Here is a 17,341-nt window from a genome sequence, read left to right as displayed (position 1 = left end):
ATTCCGCGGAGAGTAGGCGGATGGCAGCGTCAGCACAAGGAGCAGGGACATGCCTGTCCCGTTCTTCTCCTATCAGCGTATACGTTCAGAACGGGACAAGAATGTCCCTGCTCCTTGGTTAAACCTCGTCGGCGCCGAGGAGCTCCAAGATGCGCTGGAGGTCGTCGTTGCCGTAGTATTCCAGCTCGATCTTGCCCTTCTTCGTGCTGTGGGTGATCGCCACGTGGGTGGCGAAAAGATCGCGCAGGCGGTTTTCGATCGCGCGGATGTGGGCGTCGGTCTCGCGGGCCGGGGTGGAGGCGGCGGCCTTGGCCGAGCCGCCTTCGGTGGCGGGCGTGGCGAGATCGTTCTGGAAGGTCTGGGCCAGCTTCTCGGTGGCCCGCACCGTGAGCTGGCGGCGGATCACCTGATCGGACGCGAGCAACTGGGCGTCGCGGTCCTTGATCGAGAGGATGGCCTTGGCGTGGCCGACGGAGAGGCGGGCCTGGGCGACGAGCAATTGGACGTCGCCATGGAGATCGAGCAGGCGCATCGCATTGGCGACGCTGGCGCGGGACTTGCCGACTCGGGCGGCGATCTCCTCCTGCTTCATCGTGAACTCGCGGGCGAGGCGGACGTAGCCGGCGGCCTCTTCCATCGGATTGAGATCCTCGCGCTGGAGGTTCTCGATGAGGGCCATTTCCAACACGTCGCGGTCGGAGGCCTCGCGCTCGATCACCGGCACGGTGGCCAGCCCGAGTTTCTGCGAGGCGCGCCAGCGGCGCTCACCGGCGATGAGCTCCAGCTTGCCGTCCACCGGGCGGACGATCAGCGGCTGGATGATGCCGTGCTGGCGGATCGATTCCATCAGGTCGTCCAAGGGCGACTCGATGAAGGTGGTGCGCGGCTGGAGAGGCGAAGGGACGACCTGATCGAGAGGAACATCGCGCACGCGCTTCGATTCATCGGCGGAAACTCCCTGCGCCGTCGGAACGGTTCCGGGTTGTTTCTTGATGAGGGCTCCTAGTCCCTTTCCGAGTGCCTGCTTCGCCATGGGGCGGTGAGGATTACCCTGACCGGCCGCGAATTCCAAGCGGATTCCGGCGCGCTTGACGGAACGGGCGGCAGGGGCCATCGATTGAACCGTGATGGTGCCCCGTTTCCTGCTTGCCAGTCCTTGGATTCTCCTCGCCGCCGCCGGTCCGCTGGCTGCGCAAAATCCTCCGCCGCTGGCCCCGCTGCCGCCCCCCAAACCCGCGCCGGCCGCGCCCGCGAACCCTGGCCAAGGTGGTCCTGGCGAAAACGTGATCAAATCCGAGGTGCCACCCGCCACTCTGATCCAGTCCGCCCGCGCCGCTGTCGATCAACTCGGCATCGAGGTCGTCGCCGGGCGTTACCAGTTCGCGATCGACCGCATCTATCCCCGGTGGAAGGAACGCATGGCCAAGCGTGAGGGCAGTATGGCCGAGGTGGACGCCGGGCTCCTGAGAGCCATGAAGGAGTTCCAGCGCAGTGGTGTCAGCCTCCTGTCCTCGAAGGCGGTCGGAGAGGCCCAGGTGTTCGAGGTGGAGCCCGGCAAGCGGGTTGAGAAAATCGGCGGGCGTGATGTGGTTTCGCCCGGCTACACGAAGTGGCTCGTGCTCGTGCCCACCGTCACCCGCCTGAAGGTGTTTGAAAGCGGTCAGACCCATCTGGTCGACAAGATCTCGTTCCAGGCAGCGATCACCGACAAGGGCAAGAACGACTGGACCTTCATCGATGGCTCCACGGCGAAGTTCACCGACTTCCGGAGTCTGTTCGGCACCCTGCCGGCCGACCTCAAACTGCCGGAGACCACTTACACCCCGGTGAAGGACGAACCGAAGCGTTGATCCCGTCACGGAATCCGGTATTTCAGAACCATGGCAAAGGCTGTGAAGGACAAGAGGGCGGAGGAAGCGTGGCTGCGGAAGAAGCTCACCGAGCTGTGGAACCGCGGGCAGAGCGAGTATTGCGAGGTGCGCGGTTCCGTGATCCACGGCCGCGGCGTGTATGCCACCCAGTTCATTCCGAACGAAACCAAGATCATCGAGTACGTTGGTGAGCTGGTGGACAAGGAGGAGAGTGACAAGCGGGCGCATGCCCAGCACGCGAAGTCGATCGAGACCGGCGATGCCGCGGTCTATATTTTCACGCTTTCGAAGCGCTGGGACATCGACGGCAACGTGCCGTGGAACACCGCGCGCCTCATCAACCATTCCTGCAATCCGAACTGCGAGGCGTGGATCGAAGGCCGCAAGATTTTCATCCACTCGCTGCGGGACATCCAGGAGGGCGAGGAGCTGACCTTCGACTACGGTTTCGATGTGGAATGTTACGTCGATCATCCCTGCCTCTGCGGCTCGGAGAACTGCGTGGGCTACATTGTGAGCCGTGACCAATGGCCCGAGCTGCGCCAACGCCTCGCGGGCGCGGAGGAGTGAGGACATGAAGGAGGATCGCGAGCCGACCGGTTTCGAGATGGCGGTGTACGACGTCGTCCGGCGCATTCCGAAGGGGAAGGTCTCCACCTACGGTGCGGTCGCCCGCGCGGCAGGGCGGGGGAGCGCCCGCTCGGTCGGCTCGGCCTTGGCGAGGAATCCTTTCGCCCCCGAGGTGCCATGTCACCGCGTGGTGCGGGCGGATGGTGCCTTGGGTGGATTCAGCGGCCACACCGAGGGCCCGGAGATGGACCGGAAGACCCGCATGCTGCGGGAGGAGGGCGTGGAGGTCAGGGATGGAGCCGTCGATATGACGCGCTTCGGGGCTGGCCTCGAATGATCCTCCGTCAGGCGAGGTGCTCCTCGAATGGCGGTGAATACAGCAGCCAGTGCAGGAACCCGGTGCCGCATCCCACCATGGCGGAGAAGATGAACATGGTGGCGGGAGCGGACAGGGCGAATTGCAGCCAGCCCATCGCCACCACCGCTTGGCTGCCGGGGAAAAAGGACAGCACCATGCCCGCGGCCAATAGCAGGTAGATCAGGCAGAAGATCGCCGCCGCGGCGGGACGGGCCCACGATTGTCCCAAGAGCAGGCCGATGGAGACAGGGACGGGAAGGAGGCCAAGGTAGGCAAGCCAAGGCACGGAACCGGTGGCAGGAAGGAGCAGCCATCCCCAGAGAAGTCCGGCCAGCAGCAGGGTCAGGCAAACGAAGAGGACTCGCTTCGACATGACCGGCGGCGATTGGGGTCACCCGCGCATCAATTGCAGCCCCCACATCACCAGACTGGTGGTGGCGGCGAGCAGCAGGACCAGCAGCAGGAGGCTGCGGCGCTGGCTCTTGTGCTCGTTGCGGACCTTGCCGCGGGTGGCCAGTTCCTCGAAGGCGCGGCGGCGTTCGCGGTCGCGGAAATCCTCGGTCGGAGGCAGGGTCGCTCGGTCCTCCTCGTATTGGCGGCGCAAGCGTTCCGGCTCGGCCGCCGTCGCCGCGATCTGGGCGCGGAGCACCGCTTCCTGGTCCACGAGCAATTGCAGCTCGGGATCCAGGTTCTGCGGCTTCTTCTTCCGGGCGGCCATGGCCTTGTTACTTGAGGAGGTAAGCGATCAGGGCGATCCCGCCGAGCACGATGACCGGCAGGTTGAAGGCCAGTCCGCTGCGGAACTGGGCCTTGAAATCGGAAACGCCCGCGGTGGCCGGACCGGAACGGCGGGCCTTGCCACGGCCGAAGATCTCGCCGCTGCGCATGTTGCTGAAATGGGCCGCGGCCTGCTCATACTCGTCCGCGGCGAGGTCGGCGGAGGTCGTCGCGCGGTCGAGGTGCGCGGCGAGCTGCTCCTTGGACCAAGCCTCGGGATTGTATTTCTGGAGTTTGTCGAGGTGGGAGGCGAAGCACACGCGGCACTGCTCGAGATCCTCCATTTCCTGGCGCATCTCATACAGCTCGCGGTCGATCCGTGTCACCGCGCCGGAAAGTTTCTCGGTCAGCTCGACCTGGGCGGTGAGGAACTGGCTCTTGCGGCCGTTGAGGGCCTCGAGTTCCTGCTTCTTCCGTTCCAGTTCCTCGCGCTGCTTCTGGAGCTGTTCGAGTTGGACCTGGGCCGCCTGGAGCTTGCCCTCGTAGTCGTCGGAGGCAGCGGGAGCCGTGTCCATCTCCAGTTGTTGGGTGCGGAGACGGATGTGGTGGGTGTGTTCAGCGTTGCCGGGCATGGCGGGCGAAAAGGTAGGCGGGACGTCCGTGTTTTTACCCCGCTCCCATGCCCTTCGCCAGTGAAATCATTCGGATTTCTTGACTAATTGGGCCACTGACCCATGCCGCCGGTTGTTCCTCGGTTAGATGTAGAACATCTGGTCCACTGCCTGTTGGGACAGTGTTTCCAGCGTCACACCGTCGAGCGATTCGCCCAGCGCCTTGGACACCCGCTCCCACGCGCCGCGTACGCCCGGGCCGGACTCGCCCTCGTTGGAGACGGAGAACTGGAGCAGCGCGGGATCCACCGCCACCACGATTTGGCGCAGCGTGATTTCCTTCGCCGCGCGCGCCAGCAGGTAGCCGCCGGCCTTTCCACGGCGGCTGTCGATCAATCCGGCGCGACGCAAGTCATTGAGGATCTGCACCAGGAAGTTGGCTGAAATCGCTTCGCGTTGCGCGAGCTCCTCCAGGCGTGTTAACGTCCGCCCGTCGCTGCGCCGCGCCAGTTGGGCGAGGGCACGACAGGCATATTCGAGCTTCTGGGAGATCTTCATGACCGATTCGGTACACATTCACGCCGCCGCGGCGAGCACGAAGGACGCGGAAGCGAAATCCTGCAACGAAATGGACACCGCGGCCGTTTGGGCGCTCATCCGGGACGATGGGGCCAAAGTGGTGGAACAGGAGCCCACGCTCGCCCACCTGCTGCGGGACGTCGTGTTCCTGCGGAACGATCTCGGTGAATCCCTGTCCGCCAGGCTGGCCCGCCGCCTGGCCCGCGAGGACATGACCCGCGCCGAGCTGGAGCCGCTTTTCAACCAGATCTTCGGGCAGCATCCCGAGCTCGTCCGCCACGCGGCGCGGGACATGATGGCCATCTATCAGCGGGATCCCGCGTGCTTCTCGCCGCTCGAGCCGCTGTTGTTTTTCAAGGGCTTCCTCGCCCTCGCCACCTACCGGGTGGCCCACCAGCTCTGGCTCGATGGCCGCCGGTGGCTCGCGCTTTATCTTCAGAGCGTGATGAGCGAGGCCTTCGCGGTGGACATCCATCCTGCCGCGCGGATCGGCTGCGGCATCCTGCTCGATCATGCCACCTCGTTCGTGGTCGGTGAAACGGCCATCATCGAGGACAATGTGTCGATCCTCCACGAGGTGACGCTCGGCGGCACCGGCAAGGAGACCGGCGACCGCCATCCCATCGTGCGCTCCGGCGTGCTGCTTGGGGCGGGTGCCAAGGTTCTCGGCCGGGTCGAGATCGGCACCGGAGCGAAGGTCGGCGCGGGCAGTGTGGTACTCGCCGACGTGCCGCCCCACACTACCGTCGCCGGAGTTCCCGCGGTGATCGTGGGCGTGGCCCGGGAGGAAAATCCGGCGGATGCGATGGATCAGTCGTTGGAATGCCGCGGGTTCATTTAGCGAAGATTGAAAGCTGGTATTGGGAGATGGTTTGCCCTATCGAATCATTTCATGCGCCTGCCTTGGCTCACGCTCCTGTGCTGTTCCTGCCTCGTTTCCTGTGACAAGGTGAAGCAGGCGGTCGCCGACGCGAAGGCGAAGGCCACATCCGCCTCCTCGCCGGACAAAAAAGCGACGGAGGAGAAGGCGGCCGCTGCCGCGATCGATCCCGCGCTCGAAGCGCAGATCGACAAGACCGAGGAAGGCGTCCGCTTCCGCAAGGATCTTCCGTTTCCCGCGAAACTCACCGCGCGCGAGGTCACGAAGATGGATGGGAAGTCCTTGCGCCTGACCAAGCATTCGGAGCTCGGCAACGAGACGGGCACGTTCAACGGCTCAACGGAAACGACCCATCTTTGGAAGCGGGAGGGCGATCGTCTTTCCCTCACCATCGAGCGCGATGCCTTCGTGCCCGCGATGCTGCCTCAGCAGGGGAAGGAGCCAGCTCCTCAACCGGTGGCGGTGGAGTCCGAAGCGACCGGCCTGAGCGCCACCTTTCGCCAGACCGGCGGCAAGTGGAAGGCGGAGAACGGCCGCGGTGGTGACTTCCGCCGCATCGTGTGGGTGGAGAATGTCGAGCCCGGTATCGGTGACATGGCCGTGGCGGCCGGAGCCCTGCCGTGCGGGTTCTGGTTCGGCAAGCCGCGCTTCAAGGAAGGCGCGGCATTTCCACTGACCGGGGACGGGTTGAGGCTCCTGTTCGGCGAGTCGCCCGCCGGGAAAATCGACCTCGTTTACGAGGGGATCGAAGGCATCGGGGGGCATCCCTGCGGGCGCTTCTCGTTTCGCGGCACCTGCAGCCGGAAGAACGTCATCGGCAGCGATGGGAAGAAGAGCAATTTTGATTACACCATCGATTCGGGGAAGATCTGGCTCTCCCTGCTCTATCCGGTGGTGATGAAGCGGGAAATGGAAGCCATCCTCACCATGACCCAGAACAGCGGCGGCGTGTCCACCCGCATGCAGGGGCCGGCCTCGTTCTCCACCACGGTGGAGTGGAAGCCCGGCACGTGACCGGGCTTCCTTGAATCGGAGGCTCAGAGGCGGGCGAGGATCGCGTCGCCCATGGCGGTGGTGCCCACGCGGGTCTCGCCTTCGGCGCCCGTCGCGATGTCACCGGTACGATAACCATCGTTGATGGCCTTCGCCACGGCGGCGTCGATCGCGTCGGCGGCTTCGGTTTCACCGAGCGAGAAGCGCAGCAGCATGGCCAGCGAGAGGATCTGGGCGATCGGGTTGGCGATGCCCTGGCCGGCGATGTCCGGGGCGGAACCGCCGGACGGCTCGTACATGCCGAAGTAGAGGCCGTTTTCATGGCGCTGGCCGAGCGAGGCGGACGGCAGCATGCCCAGCGAGCCGGAGATCATGGCCATCTCGTCGGAGAGGATGTCGCCGAAGAGGTTTTCGGTCACCAGCACGTCGAACTCGCCCGGGCGGCGGATGAGCTGCATCGCGGCGTTGTCGACGTAGAGGTGGGAGAGCTGCACTTCCGGGAACTCCTTGGCGATCTCGATGACGACCTCGCGCCACAGCACGGAGGACGCGAGCACGTTGGCCTTGTCCACGGACACCAGGCGCTTGTCGCGGCCCATGGCGGCGGTGAAGGCCACGCGGGCGATGCGCTCGATCTCGCTCTTGCGGTAGATCATGGTGTCCAGCGCCACCGGCTCGCCGTTCTCCTCATGGCGGCCCTTCGGCTTGCCGAAATAGACGCCGCCGGTCAGCTCGCGCACGCACAGCACGTCGAAGCCGTCCTTGATCAGTTCGTTCTTCACCGGCGAGGCGTGGGTGAGGGAGGGGAGGCACACGCCCGGGCGCAGGTTCGCGAACAGGCCGAAGTGCTTGCGCAGCGGCAGCAGCGCGCCGCGCTCCGGCTGGATGTCCGGCGGCAGGTTTTCCCACTTCGGTCCGCCCACGGAGCCGAAGAGGATGCCGTCCGCCTTCTCGCTGGCGTCCACGGTTTCCGGCGGAAGCGGGTGGCCGGTGGCGTCGATGGCCGCGCCACCCACGAGGTGTTCGGTGCGGGTGACTTGGAATCCGAACTTGGCCTGCACGGCGTCGAGGACGCGGAGGGCCTCGATCATGACTTCGGGACCGATGCCGTCTCCGGCTAGCACGGTGATGCGGTGGCTGCGTGACATGGGCGGGACGCTAGAGTCCGTGATCGCGGCAGCCAAGAGGTATTGATCGCTGGTTTCCAACGACGCCGGATTTCCCGCGGAGGACTCCGGAAAAAATCGGCGGAGATTTTCAATTTTCCGATTGTCAAAATCTGTCGGTCCACCCTTAATCCCGGCCCCGCCCGCAAGGGAATGGCCCGATAGCTCAGTTGGTAGAGCAGCGGATTGAAAATCCGCGTGTCGCTGGTTCGAATCCGGCTCGGGCCACCACTTCTTTCCTTTTTCCAAGAAGTGAGTGGCGGCCGGTTTGGCCGAATTCAATCGCCTAGCTCACCGAGCAGGATCGTGCTCACCTTGCCGTCCTTGAACTGGAACACCAGCCCGGGCGAGATCGAGCCGACGGCGAAGGTGCCTTCCTCCGCGAAGGACGCATCGGTCGCTTTCACATCCTTGTAAGCCTTCTCCACTTCTTCCTTGGTGGCACCGATCTTGACGCCTCGGGCGGTGGCGAGCTTGCAGGCGGGCTTCGCGGTGATGAGCAGAATACGTTTCACCTCCTTTTCCTTTTCGGAGCCCATCCGCAGTTCGATGCCCTGCTTGGCGAACTTCCACGTCTGCACCCATTCCCCGCCGCCGCCTTCCTCGTGCACGTTCTTGCTCTTCGAATCGGCGGCCCCGAGCAGCTTCTCGACCTCGGGGCCTTTCATCTCGAGCGTCAACTTGCCGATGGACTCGGTCTTGGCGAGCTTCGCGGCGATGGTTTCGTCCCGCGTCGGTTCCTCCGCGTGCAGAGGCGTGGAGGAGAGGATGACGGCACCGAGGCAAGCTGTGGCGAGAATGCGGACGGACGTTTTCATGGGCGGGTTGAGCAGGTGTTCCATGCCCGGTCCGCCGTTGGAAAACGGAACCAAGCGATCCACGCTAACGGACGAGAGCGTGCGCTTCAAGCCGCATCGAGAGCTCCTAACCACGGTGGTCCGAAGGCAGCACCAGCCTCACTTGCAGGCCGCCATCCTCCCGGTTCGCCAGCGTGATGTCGCCACCATGGGAGCGCACGATTGAACGCGCGATCGCGAGGCCGAGTCCCACGCCGCCGGTGTCGCGGCTGCGCGAGGTTTCCAGGCGCACGAACGGAGCGAACACCCGCTCCATGTCCGCTTCCGGAATGCCGGGCCCATCGTCCTCCACGAGCATCTGGAGACCGGTGGACGTGCGTTGCATCGTCACCCGCGCGCGTTCGCCATAGCGCACGGCATTCTCGATCACATTGCGCAGCGCGCGCCGCAGCGAGTCCGGCCGGCAACGGAAGGGCATCCGTGCTTCCTCTGAGAATTCCACGTCCTGGCCCATGGCGGCGAGATCGTCGCAGAGGCTTGCCAACAGGGCGGAGAGATCGATGTCCCGCGCGGCTTCCGTTGTGGCCTCGCCTTTCGAGAACGCGAGCGTCGCTTCCGTCATCGCCTGCATTTCGTCCAGCGTGGCGATCATCGGCTCGCGCGTTTCCGCATCGGCGATGAACTCGGCCCGCAGCCGCAGCGAGGTGATCGGCGTGCGCAGGTCGTGGCTGATCGCCGCGATCATCCGGGTACGGTCTTCCACGAATCGTCGCAACCGGGACTGCATCCGGTTGAAGGCCTCGGCGGTGTGGCGGATGTCGTCGGCACCGGCCTCCGGCACTGGCGGAACCTCCTCGCCGCGGCCCAGCCGTTCCGCCGCCACGGTGAGATGGCGCAGCGGACGCCCGACCCGCCGCGCGGCGAGGATGGCGATGCCGGAGAGCACCAGCGCCGCCACCCCGAGCATCACGTAGTAGCGGGAGGACAAGGTGGCTGGTTCCGCCTTGGCGAACACCGCGTTCAACCACTGGCCGGGCTGGACTTCCGTTGCCAGACCAAAGCCATTCCATGCCCGGAGATCGAGCAGTTCCGCCGATGGGCTCCCGGTTCCGTAAGCGACCGGCTTCCACGCCAGTCCCTCCTGCACCGGCACGTCGTTTTCGCCGAGGCGCGGATTGGGTGGGAGATTCGCTTCGGGTTCACCCGCCTTCAGATCGAGGGCGGTTGGCACCGCGCGCAACAGATGCCGCCGTGCGCGCTGCTGCCAATCCCGCGGATCGCCCGGTGGCTTGTCCGAGATCCAGTAGCGGGAAAGCGCTGTGTTCGCCGCGCCGATGACCTCCGAATGCACCGAGGCATCGGTGGAGCCGACCAGACGCGCCACGGCCATCGCACGGGCCAGGAACTCGTCCTGGCGCACGCTGCGCATCGTGCGGTCGCGTTCGCTGTTGTTGATGAAATAAAACACCACCTGCGAAAGCAGGAGCGTGAGCAGCATCAGCGCGATCAGTTGCCCCGTCAGGCTGCGCATCCAGAACCGCCTCATGCCGCCTCCACCTTTCCGGTGAAACTGTAGCCGCCGCCCCAGTGGGTCTGGATCAGCACCGGGGTCTTCGGATCGGCTTCGATTTTACGCCGCAGCCGGCTCACCTGGTTGTCGATGCTGCGGTCCCACACGTCCGCGGTGCGACCGGTGGTGAGATCGAGCAATTGTTCGCGGTTCAGGACGATGCCGGGATGATCGAGGAACACGGAGAGCAACCGGAACTCCGCCGTGCTCAGCGGCACCGCCACACCATCGGAGCCCGTGATCTCGCGGCGCTCCATGTCCAGGAGTTTGTCGCCGATGCGGAGGTTGCCCGAGCGCGGTGCATCGCGCTGCGGTGGCAGGCTGTTGGTGCGCCGCAGCACCGCCTTGATGCGGGCCAGCAGCTCGCGCGGGTTGAAGGGCTTCGTCAGGTAATCGTCCGCTCCCATTTCCAAGCCGATGATGCGGTCCGTGTCCTCGCTCACGGCGGTGAGGAAGATCACCGGCAAGTCCGTGTTCGCCCGCAGGTCGCGGCACAGCGAAAGCCCGTCCTCGCCGGGCATCATGACGTCCAGCACCACCAGGTCCGGTGCGCTGCGCTCCAGCAGGTGGCGGAACGCCGCCGCGCTCTCCGCCTCGCTCACCCGGTAGCCGTGCGATCCGAGATAGCGGACCAGCAGCTCGCGGATGTCCCGGTGGTCATCCACGACGGCGATGTGGGGCGAGGCATTCATGCGGCGGCTCGGCAGGACATACCACGCCGCCGCCGAGGGAGCGCGGGGAAAATTGTATCGGGATGTATCAGGCGGCCCGGTCTATTGTTTGAACTGCGCCAGGAACTCCTCTTCGCTGACCGCCTTGTCGTGGTTCTTGTCGAGGCCGTCGAAGGCCTTCTCGCGGTGCTCGGGCTTGAGTGCTTTCCCGCGCGGGCTGGACTTCCATTCGTCGAAGGTGAGCTTGCCATCGCCATCTTGGTCCAGGCCCTTGAAGATCGCCTCGCCCCGCTTGGGTCCGGTGGATTCCCCCGCCTTCTTCTCCGGTGCGAAAATCTGCAGCTCGTTGAACCCGGCGGCGACCCGGTATTCCTTCTTCAGCACGGCTTGGGCCTGCTCGATCACGTCGCGGCGCGAGGACGCGAGGTCGGTCGTTTCCCCGCGGTCTTTCGCGAGATCATAAACCTCCCAGTCCGAGGGGCCGTCCTTGGCGGCCGGGAACAAATCGCGGCGGACCGCCTTCATGTCGCCGAGGCGCACCGCCACCTGCCCGCCGTAGCCGCCGGAGCACCACACCATCGGCTTCCGCGATTCCAGCTTGTCCTTCTGGCCCAGCCACACCGGCAGCAATACGTCGCCGTAGGACTGGCCCGCGTCGGCTCCGGCCAGCGCGCACAAGGTCGGCATGATGTCGGCGTCGTATCCCGGTTGGTCCACCACCTTGCCCGCCGGCACCTTGCCCGGCCAATACACGATGCCCGGCACTCGGATGCCGCCTTCATAGGTTTGGCCCTTCAATCCACGGAGGTTCGAGACCGAGTTGAAAAACCGGTGATCCACGCCGCCCACATCGTGCGTCGTGCCGTTGTCGCTGGTGAAGACCACGATGGTGTTCTTGTCGAGCCCCTGGGTCTTGAGCGCGTCCATGAGCTGCCCAACGTTGTGGTCGAGGAACGAGATCATCGCGGCATACGCGGCACGCGGCCGCGAGTGGGGGAGGTAGCTGTTGTTGCCGAGGTAGGGCTTGGCATCCCACTCCTTCGGATACTTGTCGACCCACTCCTTCGGCGGTTGGAGCGCCACGTGCGGCTCGGTCGGGGCGTAGTAGAGGAAGAACGGCCTGCCGGTGGCCTTGCGGCCTTCGACGTATTTCAGCATGTGCGCCAGGATCTCCTTCGAGGCGTGCCTGGTGCCGGTGTATTTCGCATCGTCCACGGGACCCTCCGCCTGCCGCGCGTGGCCCGGGATTTCCGGATCGTTCAGCAGGTCCTTGCGGCCGTTGTCCCACAGGAAGGCCGGGTAGAAGCTGTGGCAGGCCCTCTGGTCGGTGTAGCCGTAGAAGACATCGGTGCCGTGCTTGTCCGGCGCGCCGCTGGTGCCGAACTCGCCCAAGCCCCACTTGCCGAAAGTCGCGGTGTCGTAGCCCGCCTTCTTCAGAGCCATGTGAAGCGTGTAGGCCCCTTCGGAAATCGGCCAGTCGCCCTTCAGCTCCGCGTCCTTACTGCCTTCGCTTTTGTCCACCCGCTTCAGGTCCTGCACGTCGCAGCCGCCGCCGTGGCGGCCCGTCAGCAGCACGTTCCGGGAAGGGCTGCACACCGGTGCCCCACAGTAGTAGTTCGTCCACCGCTGGCCGCCTGCCGCCAGTTTGTCCAGGTTCGGCGTCTGGATCTTCTCTTGGCCGTAGCAACCGAGTTCGGCGTAGCCGAGGTCATCGGCGTTGATGAGGACGATGTTCGGTTTCGGCTCCTCCGCATGTGCGGAGCCGAAAAGCACGGCGGCGAAAAACAACCAGGAACGTTTCATAATCGAAGCAAATGACAATAGACGGCGAAGTCTTAGGGACCGCCGTTCATTTACGCATCCTGCCCCGGGAATCGTGCGCAGTCTTTGCGCGATCGCGCGATTCGCTTGCGGTTTTCCGCGTTACCTCTGCGCGGTCTGCGGAGCGGGTTCCAGAATCCGCACCTCGCCGTCGCTGGTCTTGCCATCCGGCACGTCGGACACGACCGCCTTCAGGGTCAGCTTCGCCTTTAGCATCGCGGGCTCCAGTTCCATGCTGAACAAGCCCGGCTTCTTGCCCTTCAGCACCAGCGCGCGGTCGTCCGCGTCCACCTCCGTGCCATCCGCGAACAAGCGCAGGTTTTCGACGTTCAGCGTCTCGCCATTGGTCTGCACGAACGCCACCGTCAACTGGCCTGGACGGCGCTCCGCCGGTGGCAGCGCGATTTCCATCTCATGCCAGCCGTCCGTCACCACCGGCGCGTGGCCGATGCTGTCGCGCGTCCACGAGCCGACTTTCACGAATGTCTTCGCATCGTAGGTCGCCGGTTTCGGATCGGGCTTCGGCGCGGTCTTCAGGTGCACCGATTGCCGGACGTTCTCAGGAAGGGCGGCCACCACCGCGTTCACCGAGGCGGCGAAGGCCTCGCGGGCATTCGCCGCAGACTCCAGCGCGTTGAGGTAACGCACCAGCTCCTCCGTCTTCGCGGGCGCTTTCAGGACCGGTGGCGCCGGCGCGGTTTCACCGGCCTTCAGCTTCTTCGGAAACACCGCGAGATCGATGACCTTGTCGACCTCCTTGTCTTTCAGTCCGAAGGTTGCGAGCTGGCGCGAGAGCGCGTCGGCGAAGGCCTTGGTGCCGAGGTTGGCCTGGCGGGTCGGTGTGGCGGACGAAAGCCCTGCCGCGATCTGGCCGAGATAGGCCGCCTTCTGGTCCGGGGTGAAGGAGGGATTGAGCCGCTTGGTTTCCGCTTCCTTGCGGAGCGTCTCGGTGGCCATCGGGAACTCCGCGAGCTCGCGGGCGAGATCCACGCACTCCTGGCGCAGCCGCGCGATGAACGCCGGTTTGTCGTCCTCCATCAGCAGCCGGATCATCGCCGCCCGTGCCAGGAAATGGAACGGGCAAAGCTTCGAAGCCTTGTCGAAGTTCGCCAGCGCCGCCGAGTTGTCGCCCGCGCCAAGCTTCACGTTCCCCAGCCGGCGCAGCCGCTCGGCCTCCGCGAACTGCGGGTGGTTCCACGCTCGGCTCAGCAGCTTCACGTTCACGCTGTAGGCGCAGGCGAAGAACTTGATCTGGTGCGCGTCGAAGCTGTCCTTCCAGCCCGAGACGAAATTGCCGCCGTCCCACGAACTCGGCGATCCCTTCAGCACGAACGCGCAGTGTCCCGGCTGGCCGATGGTGAACGCGGGCAGACCGAACACGTTGGCCACGCTGATGCCGGTGTTCGAGAGGCCGCCGCAGACCGAGCCGTAGTCGGCGATCGTCATCAGCGTGTTCGGCTTGCCGTCGAAATAGGCGGTGCCGTGGATGATCGAATCCCGGTAGTTGTAGAGCCGGTATTTGACGATCTGATACTCCATGTTGCCCGCGCCGCGCGGGTTGAAGCGCTCCGGCGGCAGCATCTGCTGCGCCCACTTCATCTCCTCGATCGAGCGGTAGGAGGCGTGCACGGTGTAGACCAGCTCCCACGCGGGGGCGGCCGCGAAGTAGGGCATCAGCTTCCCCTGTTGGAACGACGCCCGGTAGAAATCGTAGCGCTCCAGCGGATCGAGCGTGCGCTCGATCTTCTGGTCCCACGCGGTTTCGGTGACGATCCGCTCCTTGCCATAGGCCACCGCGAACGCCGCGCCCACCCGGCACCACAGGCCGGAATGGCTCTCCGGATCCTTCTCCCAGATCTTCCGCCAGACCTGCAGGCCATACGTGCGGTCGGTCTCCGCGAAGGCGAAAAAAGTACTATCCAGATAGTATCCGAGCGCCGCCGGGTCGTTGAGAAGCCAGGTGAGGAATGCCTTGCCGCCGGGGTCCTGCGCCACCGCCGCCAGGGCGTCGCCAGCCGTGGTCTTGTCGGGCTGTCCCGGACGGGTCGCGGGCGGCAGGCCGGTGGAGGCCATCGTCTGGAGCAGGAACTCGTGGCGGGCCAGATCGAGTTCCTGCGCTTTCGCCTCCGCGGGCGTGAGCGTGGGTTTCGCCGCGGCCGCGGTGATCCGCGCCGCCAGTGTCTTGCGCCAGGCCTTGAAGTCGCCGGTTTGGATCGCCGCCGCCAGTCCCGCGTCGGCGGGCGCGGTCGAGGCCGCTACTTCGGGAGCCGCGTGGAGCGCGGGCAGGGGGGCGAGCGTTCCCGCCGCGAACATCAGCAGCCGGGCATGCAGGAGAGGGGCTTTCATCGCGGGAAAAGGGGGATCAGGGTTTGGCGGGAGCAACGGCGACTGGAGGAGTGGCAAGGGTGCGCACGAACGGATCCACCGCAGCGCGCATCTTCTCGGAAATCAGGGCGAGCCGGAAACCGACCGTGCCACCGCGGAAATCGGAGCCCGGTTTGCCGTCCGGCTTCTTTTCCGGGGCGGCGGCATACTTCGTGGGATCAGCCCAATCGCGGGCCGCCGCGCGGGTGCCGCGCTCGCCATCGATCCAGCAGCCTCCGCGCATGATCCGCAGCTCGATCTCCTCCTTCTGCGGCTTGCCGGGGAAAACCCCTTTGAGTGGCAGCGGGTCGGTCACGCTGCCGCCCGGATAGGGTGCGGCCGGATCGAGCACCCACTCGCGCACGTTGCCGAGCATGTCGTGGAATCCCCACGCGTTCGCCTTCTTCTCCGCCACCGGATTGAGCTTGGCCCCCATCGAGTAGGTCCACGGCCCGGCGGTTTTCATGTACCAGATCGTCGCGTCCCGGTCCGCGGTGGAGGCGGGCATCAGCCCGGTGGTTCCCGCGCGGCACGCGTATTCCCACTGCGCCTCGGATGGCAGGCTGAAGACGTAGCCCGGCTTCAAGCGGCCCGCGATGCGTTCGCGCGCGGTGAGCTTGTCGCAGAAAGCGATGGCCTGGCCCCAGGTCACGTCCGCCATCGGCAGATCGGATGCCAAGGTTGCGAGATCTTTGGGGCTGCCGATGAAGGTTGGTTCCGTGATCGGGCCCATCACCGCTTCCCACTGGCCACGGGTCACCTCCGTTTTCCCCAACCAGAATGGCTGGCTGAGCGACACCGTCGTCACCTTCAGTTCGGAGGGAAACCGCTGCGGGTCCTTGTCGTCCGAACCCATCTGGAACGTTCCCGCGGGCACGCCGATCAGATCGAGATCCGGAGCGGTGAGGTGCAGCGGCGCGGGAGCCTCGTCCGGTGCGGCCAGGGCACAGGACAGCGGGGACAGGGACACGAGGGTCCCCAGGACATGATGCAAGCGGAACATACGGAACGCTCTTATATACCCCGCGGCGGTTTAAATGTTACACGCAAATTTACGCAGGCGGTCGGCTCACGAAACCATTCCGTTTTCCGAAAGACCCGAAGGAGGCGCGCGTAGCACGCGGCCATGTTGGAGACAGCGCCTGCCAAACCGCCCCGTCTGGGCTCGATCGATGCCTGCCGCGGCCTGGTGATGGTGCTGATGCTCGGCGAGGTGTTGAATTTCGCCGCCGTTTCGGAGACCCTGCCGGAAAGCGGTTTCTGGCGCTTCCTCGCCTGGCACCAGCACCACGTGGCCTGGGCCGGTGGCAGCCTGCACGACCTCATCCAGCCATCGTTTTCGTTCCTGGTGGGAGTAGCGCTGCCGTTCTCCCTCGCCAGCCGTGCGTCCCACGGCCAGCCGGAGTGGAAAATGACGTTGCATGCCTGTTGGAGGGCCTTGGTGCTGGTGCTGCTGGGAGTCTTCCTTCGGTCGATCGACCGTGACCACACCGTTTGGACTTTCGAGGATACCCTGTCGCAGATCGGCCTCGGCTATCCCGTGCTCTACTGGCTGGGACGGAGAAGCGCGCGGGTCCAGGGCATCGCGCTGGCGGTGATCCTCGTGGGCTATTGGGCGGCGTGGGCGCTTTATCCCTTGCCGGGGACGAACGACGGATTTGCCGTTCACTGGAACAAGCTCTCCAACCCCGGCGTGGCCTTCGATCGTTGGTTCCTCAATCTCTTCCCGCGCCCCGAACCGTTCACCGCGAATGGCGGCGGCTACCTCACTCTCAATTTCATCCCCACCCTCGGCACCATGCTGCTGGGGCTGATCGCCGGGCGTTGGCTGCGGGCAGGCTGTCCGGCGAAGCAGTTGCTCCGCAAGTTGGCCGTCGCGGGGGTGATCGGCATCGGCGCGGGATGGCTGCTCCATGTCGTCGGGATCTGCCCGGTCGTGAAGCGCGTGTGGACCCCCTCCTGGACGCTGGCGAGTGGTGGCGCGTGCTTCCTGATGCTGGCCGTGTTCTATGCGCTCATCGATGTCCGCGGGTGGCGGAAATGGGCCTATCCGCTGGTGGTGGTCGGTGCAAACTCGATGGCCGCCTATCTGATGGCCCATCTGATGGAGGGCTTCCTGCGCGGCAGCTTCGCCACCCACTTCGGACCGGGTTACGCCGAGGTCTTCGGCGGCGCCTACGCGCCGGTGGTGAGCGGTTTTCTCATCTTCGCCTGCTTCTGGATGATCCTGTGGTGGATGTACCGCGGGAAGATTTTCCTGAAGGTGTGACGCGGTTGTCTTGAATGTGGAGTGGGGCGAGCGATCGCCGCGATGAGCGGAGGCGAGTCATCGCCGGGTGGAAAACCTGCATTCACCAAACGCTCTCCCGTTCC

18 protein-coding genes and 1 tRNA gene are annotated in these 17,341 nt (G+C 65.2%); 7 read left to right on the top strand and 12 right to left on the bottom strand.

The genetic code is table 11. From position 1 onward, the window contains the following. Nucleotides 1–118 precede the first annotated feature (118 nt). Nucleotides 119–1,033, bottom strand: a complete 915-nt coding sequence (locus tag llg_RS01580) for a ParB/RepB/Spo0J family partition protein (protein WP_338287767.1) — start codon at nt 1,031–1,033, stop codon at nt 119–121. A gap of 250 nt (nt 1,034–1,283) precedes the next feature. Between llg_RS01580 and llg_RS01575 the strand changes: the two genes are divergently transcribed. Genes llg_RS01575 through llg_RS01565 form a run of 3 tightly spaced genes read left to right on the top strand, consistent with a single transcriptional unit; the run spans nt 1,284 to nt 2,778 of the window. Further along, nucleotides 1,284–1,850: a hypothetical protein gene (locus llg_RS01575; RefSeq protein ID WP_338287766.1), complete on the top strand. Its 567-nt coding sequence runs from the start codon at nt 1,284–1,286 to the stop codon at nt 1,848–1,850. Between the two features lie 30 nt (nt 1,851–1,880). Next, nucleotides 1,881–2,441 carry an SET domain-containing protein-lysine N-methyltransferase gene (locus llg_RS01570; protein ID WP_338287765.1) on the top strand — a complete coding sequence of 187 codons (561 nt, stop codon included), beginning with the start codon at nt 1,881–1,883 and terminating at the stop codon, nt 2,439–2,441. 4 nt (nt 2,442–2,445) lie between these two features. Beyond that, nucleotides 2,446–2,778, top strand: coding sequence for an MGMT family protein (locus tag llg_RS01565; protein WP_338287764.1), 333 nt, complete (start codon nt 2,446–2,448; stop codon nt 2,776–2,778). 7 nt (nt 2,779–2,785) lie between these two features. On the opposite strand, the gene llg_RS01560 is transcribed toward llg_RS01565, so the two are convergent. The 4 genes from llg_RS01560 to llg_RS01545 all read right to left on the bottom strand — a co-directional run bounded on the left by llg_RS01560 (nt 2,786) and on the right by llg_RS01545 (nt 4,685). Further along, the gene (locus tag llg_RS01560; protein WP_338287763.1) at nt 2,786–3,172 is read right to left on the bottom strand and encodes a hypothetical protein; all 387 of its coding nucleotides are present in this window, start codon (nt 3,170–3,172) and stop codon (nt 2,786–2,788) included. An 18-nt stretch (nt 3,173–3,190) separates the two neighbouring features. Further along, complete coding sequence (locus llg_RS01555) at nt 3,191–3,517, bottom strand: hypothetical protein (protein WP_338287762.1); 327 nt, start codon at nt 3,515–3,517, stop codon at nt 3,191–3,193. Between the two features lie 7 nt (nt 3,518–3,524). Beyond that, nucleotides 3,525–4,148, bottom strand: a complete 624-nt coding sequence (locus tag llg_RS01550) for a hypothetical protein (protein ID WP_338287761.1) — start codon at nt 4,146–4,148, stop codon at nt 3,525–3,527. 123 nt (nt 4,149–4,271) lie between these two features. Next, entirely contained in the window at nt 4,272–4,685 is a 414-nt protein-coding gene (locus tag llg_RS01545; protein WP_338287759.1) for an Rrf2 family transcriptional regulator, read from the bottom strand. Here llg_RS01545 and cysE point away from each other — a divergent pair. Together cysE and llg_RS01535 are read left to right on the top strand one after the other, a co-directional pair. After that, nucleotides 4,684–5,547, top strand: a complete 864-nt coding sequence (cysE, locus tag llg_RS01540) for a serine O-acetyltransferase (RefSeq protein WP_338287758.1) — start codon at nt 4,684–4,686, stop codon at nt 5,545–5,547. The two genes, llg_RS01545 and cysE, sit on opposite strands and share 2 nt — an antisense overlap. 51 nt (nt 5,548–5,598) lie before the next feature. Beyond that, nucleotides 5,599–6,600, top strand: coding sequence for a hypothetical protein (locus tag llg_RS01535; protein WP_338287757.1), 1,002 nt, complete (start codon nt 5,599–5,601; stop codon nt 6,598–6,600). Between the two features lie 23 nt (nt 6,601–6,623). Here the strand turns inward: llg_RS01535 and leuB are convergent, their stop codons facing one another. Then, on the bottom strand, nt 6,624–7,727 hold the full coding sequence (gene leuB, locus llg_RS01530) for a 3-isopropylmalate dehydrogenase (protein ID WP_338287756.1): 1,104 nt from the start codon (nt 7,725–7,727) through the stop codon (nt 6,624–6,626). 173 nt (nt 7,728–7,900) lie between these two features. On the opposite strand from leuB, the gene llg_RS01525 reads away from it, so the two are divergent. After that, nucleotides 7,901–7,976 (top strand) — tRNA-Phe (locus llg_RS01525). A 47-nt stretch (nt 7,977–8,023) separates the two neighbouring features. On the opposite strand, the gene llg_RS01520 is transcribed toward llg_RS01525, so the two are convergent. From llg_RS01520 to llg_RS01495, 6 genes are all read right to left on the bottom strand, one after another. Then, nucleotides 8,024–8,563 (bottom strand): hypothetical protein, encoded by a 540-nt coding sequence (locus tag llg_RS01520; protein ID WP_338287755.1) that lies wholly within the window; start codon nt 8,561–8,563, stop codon nt 8,024–8,026. 106 nt (nt 8,564–8,669) lie between these two features. Continuing rightward, a complete protein-coding gene (locus llg_RS01515; protein WP_338287754.1) occupies nt 8,670–10,088 on the bottom strand; it encodes an ATP-binding protein in 1,419 nt (472 codons plus the stop codon). Next, entirely contained in the window at nt 10,085–10,804 is a 720-nt protein-coding gene (locus llg_RS01510; RefSeq protein ID WP_338287753.1) for a response regulator, read from the bottom strand. The genes llg_RS01515 and llg_RS01510 overlap by 4 nt, the downstream gene beginning before the upstream one ends. An 81-nt stretch (nt 10,805–10,885) precedes the next feature. Next, nucleotides 10,886–12,586, bottom strand: a complete 1,701-nt coding sequence (locus tag llg_RS01505) for a sulfatase-like hydrolase/transferase (RefSeq protein WP_338287752.1) — start codon at nt 12,584–12,586, stop codon at nt 10,886–10,888. 120 nt (nt 12,587–12,706) lie between these two features. Further along, entirely contained in the window at nt 12,707–14,950 is a 2,244-nt protein-coding gene (locus llg_RS01500; RefSeq protein WP_338287751.1) for a hypothetical protein, read from the bottom strand. A 16-nt stretch (nt 14,951–14,966) separates the two neighbouring features. After that, complete coding sequence (locus llg_RS01495) at nt 14,967–15,938, bottom strand: formylglycine-generating enzyme family protein (RefSeq protein ID WP_338287750.1); 972 nt, start codon at nt 15,936–15,938, stop codon at nt 14,967–14,969. 156 nt (nt 15,939–16,094) lie between these two features. Here llg_RS01495 and llg_RS01490 point away from each other — a divergent pair, with 156 nt between their 5' ends. Next, nucleotides 16,095–17,237 (top strand): DUF5009 domain-containing protein, encoded by a 1,143-nt coding sequence (locus llg_RS01490; RefSeq protein WP_338287748.1) that lies wholly within the window; start codon nt 16,095–16,097, stop codon nt 17,235–17,237. Nucleotides 17,238–17,341 lie beyond the last annotated feature (104 nt).

Source organism: Luteolibacter sp. LG18 (assembly GCF_036322585.1).
Lineage (GTDB): Bacteria > Verrucomicrobiota > Verrucomicrobiia > Verrucomicrobiales > Akkermansiaceae > Luteolibacter.
Note: the sequence above shows the minus strand (reverse complement) of the source record. Positions and strands in the feature narration are given on the sequence as shown.

What these genes read in the sequence shown, in the direction of transcription:
- llg_RS01580 (WP_338287767.1), bottom strand. Translation starts at nt 1,033, where the DNA reads ATGGCGAAGCAGGCACTCGGAAAGGGACTAGGAGCCCTCATCAAGAAA.
- llg_RS01570 (WP_338287765.1), top strand. Translation starts at nt 1,881, where the DNA reads ATGGCAAAGGCTGTGAAGGACAAGAGGGCGGAGGAAGCGTGGCTGCGG.
- llg_RS01565 (WP_338287764.1), top strand. Translation starts at nt 2,446, where the DNA reads ATGAAGGAGGATCGCGAGCCGACCGGTTTCGAGATGGCGGTGTACGAC.
- llg_RS01560 (WP_338287763.1), bottom strand. Translation starts at nt 3,172, where the DNA reads ATGTCGAAGCGAGTCCTCTTCGTTTGCCTGACCCTGCTGCTGGCCGGA.
- llg_RS01555 (WP_338287762.1), bottom strand. Translation starts at nt 3,517, where the DNA reads ATGGCCGCCCGGAAGAAGAAGCCGCAGAACCTGGATCCCGAGCTGCAA.
- llg_RS01550 (WP_338287761.1), bottom strand. Translation starts at nt 4,148, where the DNA reads ATGCCCGGCAACGCTGAACACACCCACCACATCCGTCTCCGCACCCAA.
- cysE (WP_338287758.1), top strand. Translation starts at nt 4,684, where the DNA reads ATGACCGATTCGGTACACATTCACGCCGCCGCGGCGAGCACGAAGGAC.
- llg_RS01545 (WP_338287759.1), bottom strand. Translation starts at nt 4,685, where the DNA reads ATGAAGATCTCCCAGAAGCTCGAATATGCCTGTCGTGCCCTCGCCCAA.
- llg_RS01535 (WP_338287757.1), top strand. Translation starts at nt 5,599, where the DNA reads ATGCGCCTGCCTTGGCTCACGCTCCTGTGCTGTTCCTGCCTCGTTTCC.
- leuB (WP_338287756.1), bottom strand. Translation starts at nt 7,727, where the DNA reads ATGTCACGCAGCCACCGCATCACCGTGCTAGCCGGAGACGGCATCGGT.
- llg_RS01520 (WP_338287755.1), bottom strand. Translation starts at nt 8,563, where the DNA reads ATGAAAACGTCCGTCCGCATTCTCGCCACAGCTTGCCTCGGTGCCGTC.
- llg_RS01515 (WP_338287754.1), bottom strand. Translation starts at nt 10,088, where the DNA reads ATGAGGCGGTTCTGGATGCGCAGCCTGACGGGGCAACTGATCGCGCTG.
- llg_RS01510 (WP_338287753.1), bottom strand. Translation starts at nt 10,804, where the DNA reads ATGAATGCCTCGCCCCACATCGCCGTCGTGGATGACCACCGGGACATC.
- llg_RS01505 (WP_338287752.1), bottom strand. Translation starts at nt 12,586, where the DNA reads ATGAAACGTTCCTGGTTGTTTTTCGCCGCCGTGCTTTTCGGCTCCGCA.
- llg_RS01500 (WP_338287751.1), bottom strand. Translation starts at nt 14,950, where the DNA reads ATGAAAGCCCCTCTCCTGCATGCCCGGCTGCTGATGTTCGCGGCGGGA.
- llg_RS01490 (WP_338287748.1), top strand. Translation starts at nt 16,095, where the DNA reads ATGTTGGAGACAGCGCCTGCCAAACCGCCCCGTCTGGGCTCGATCGAT.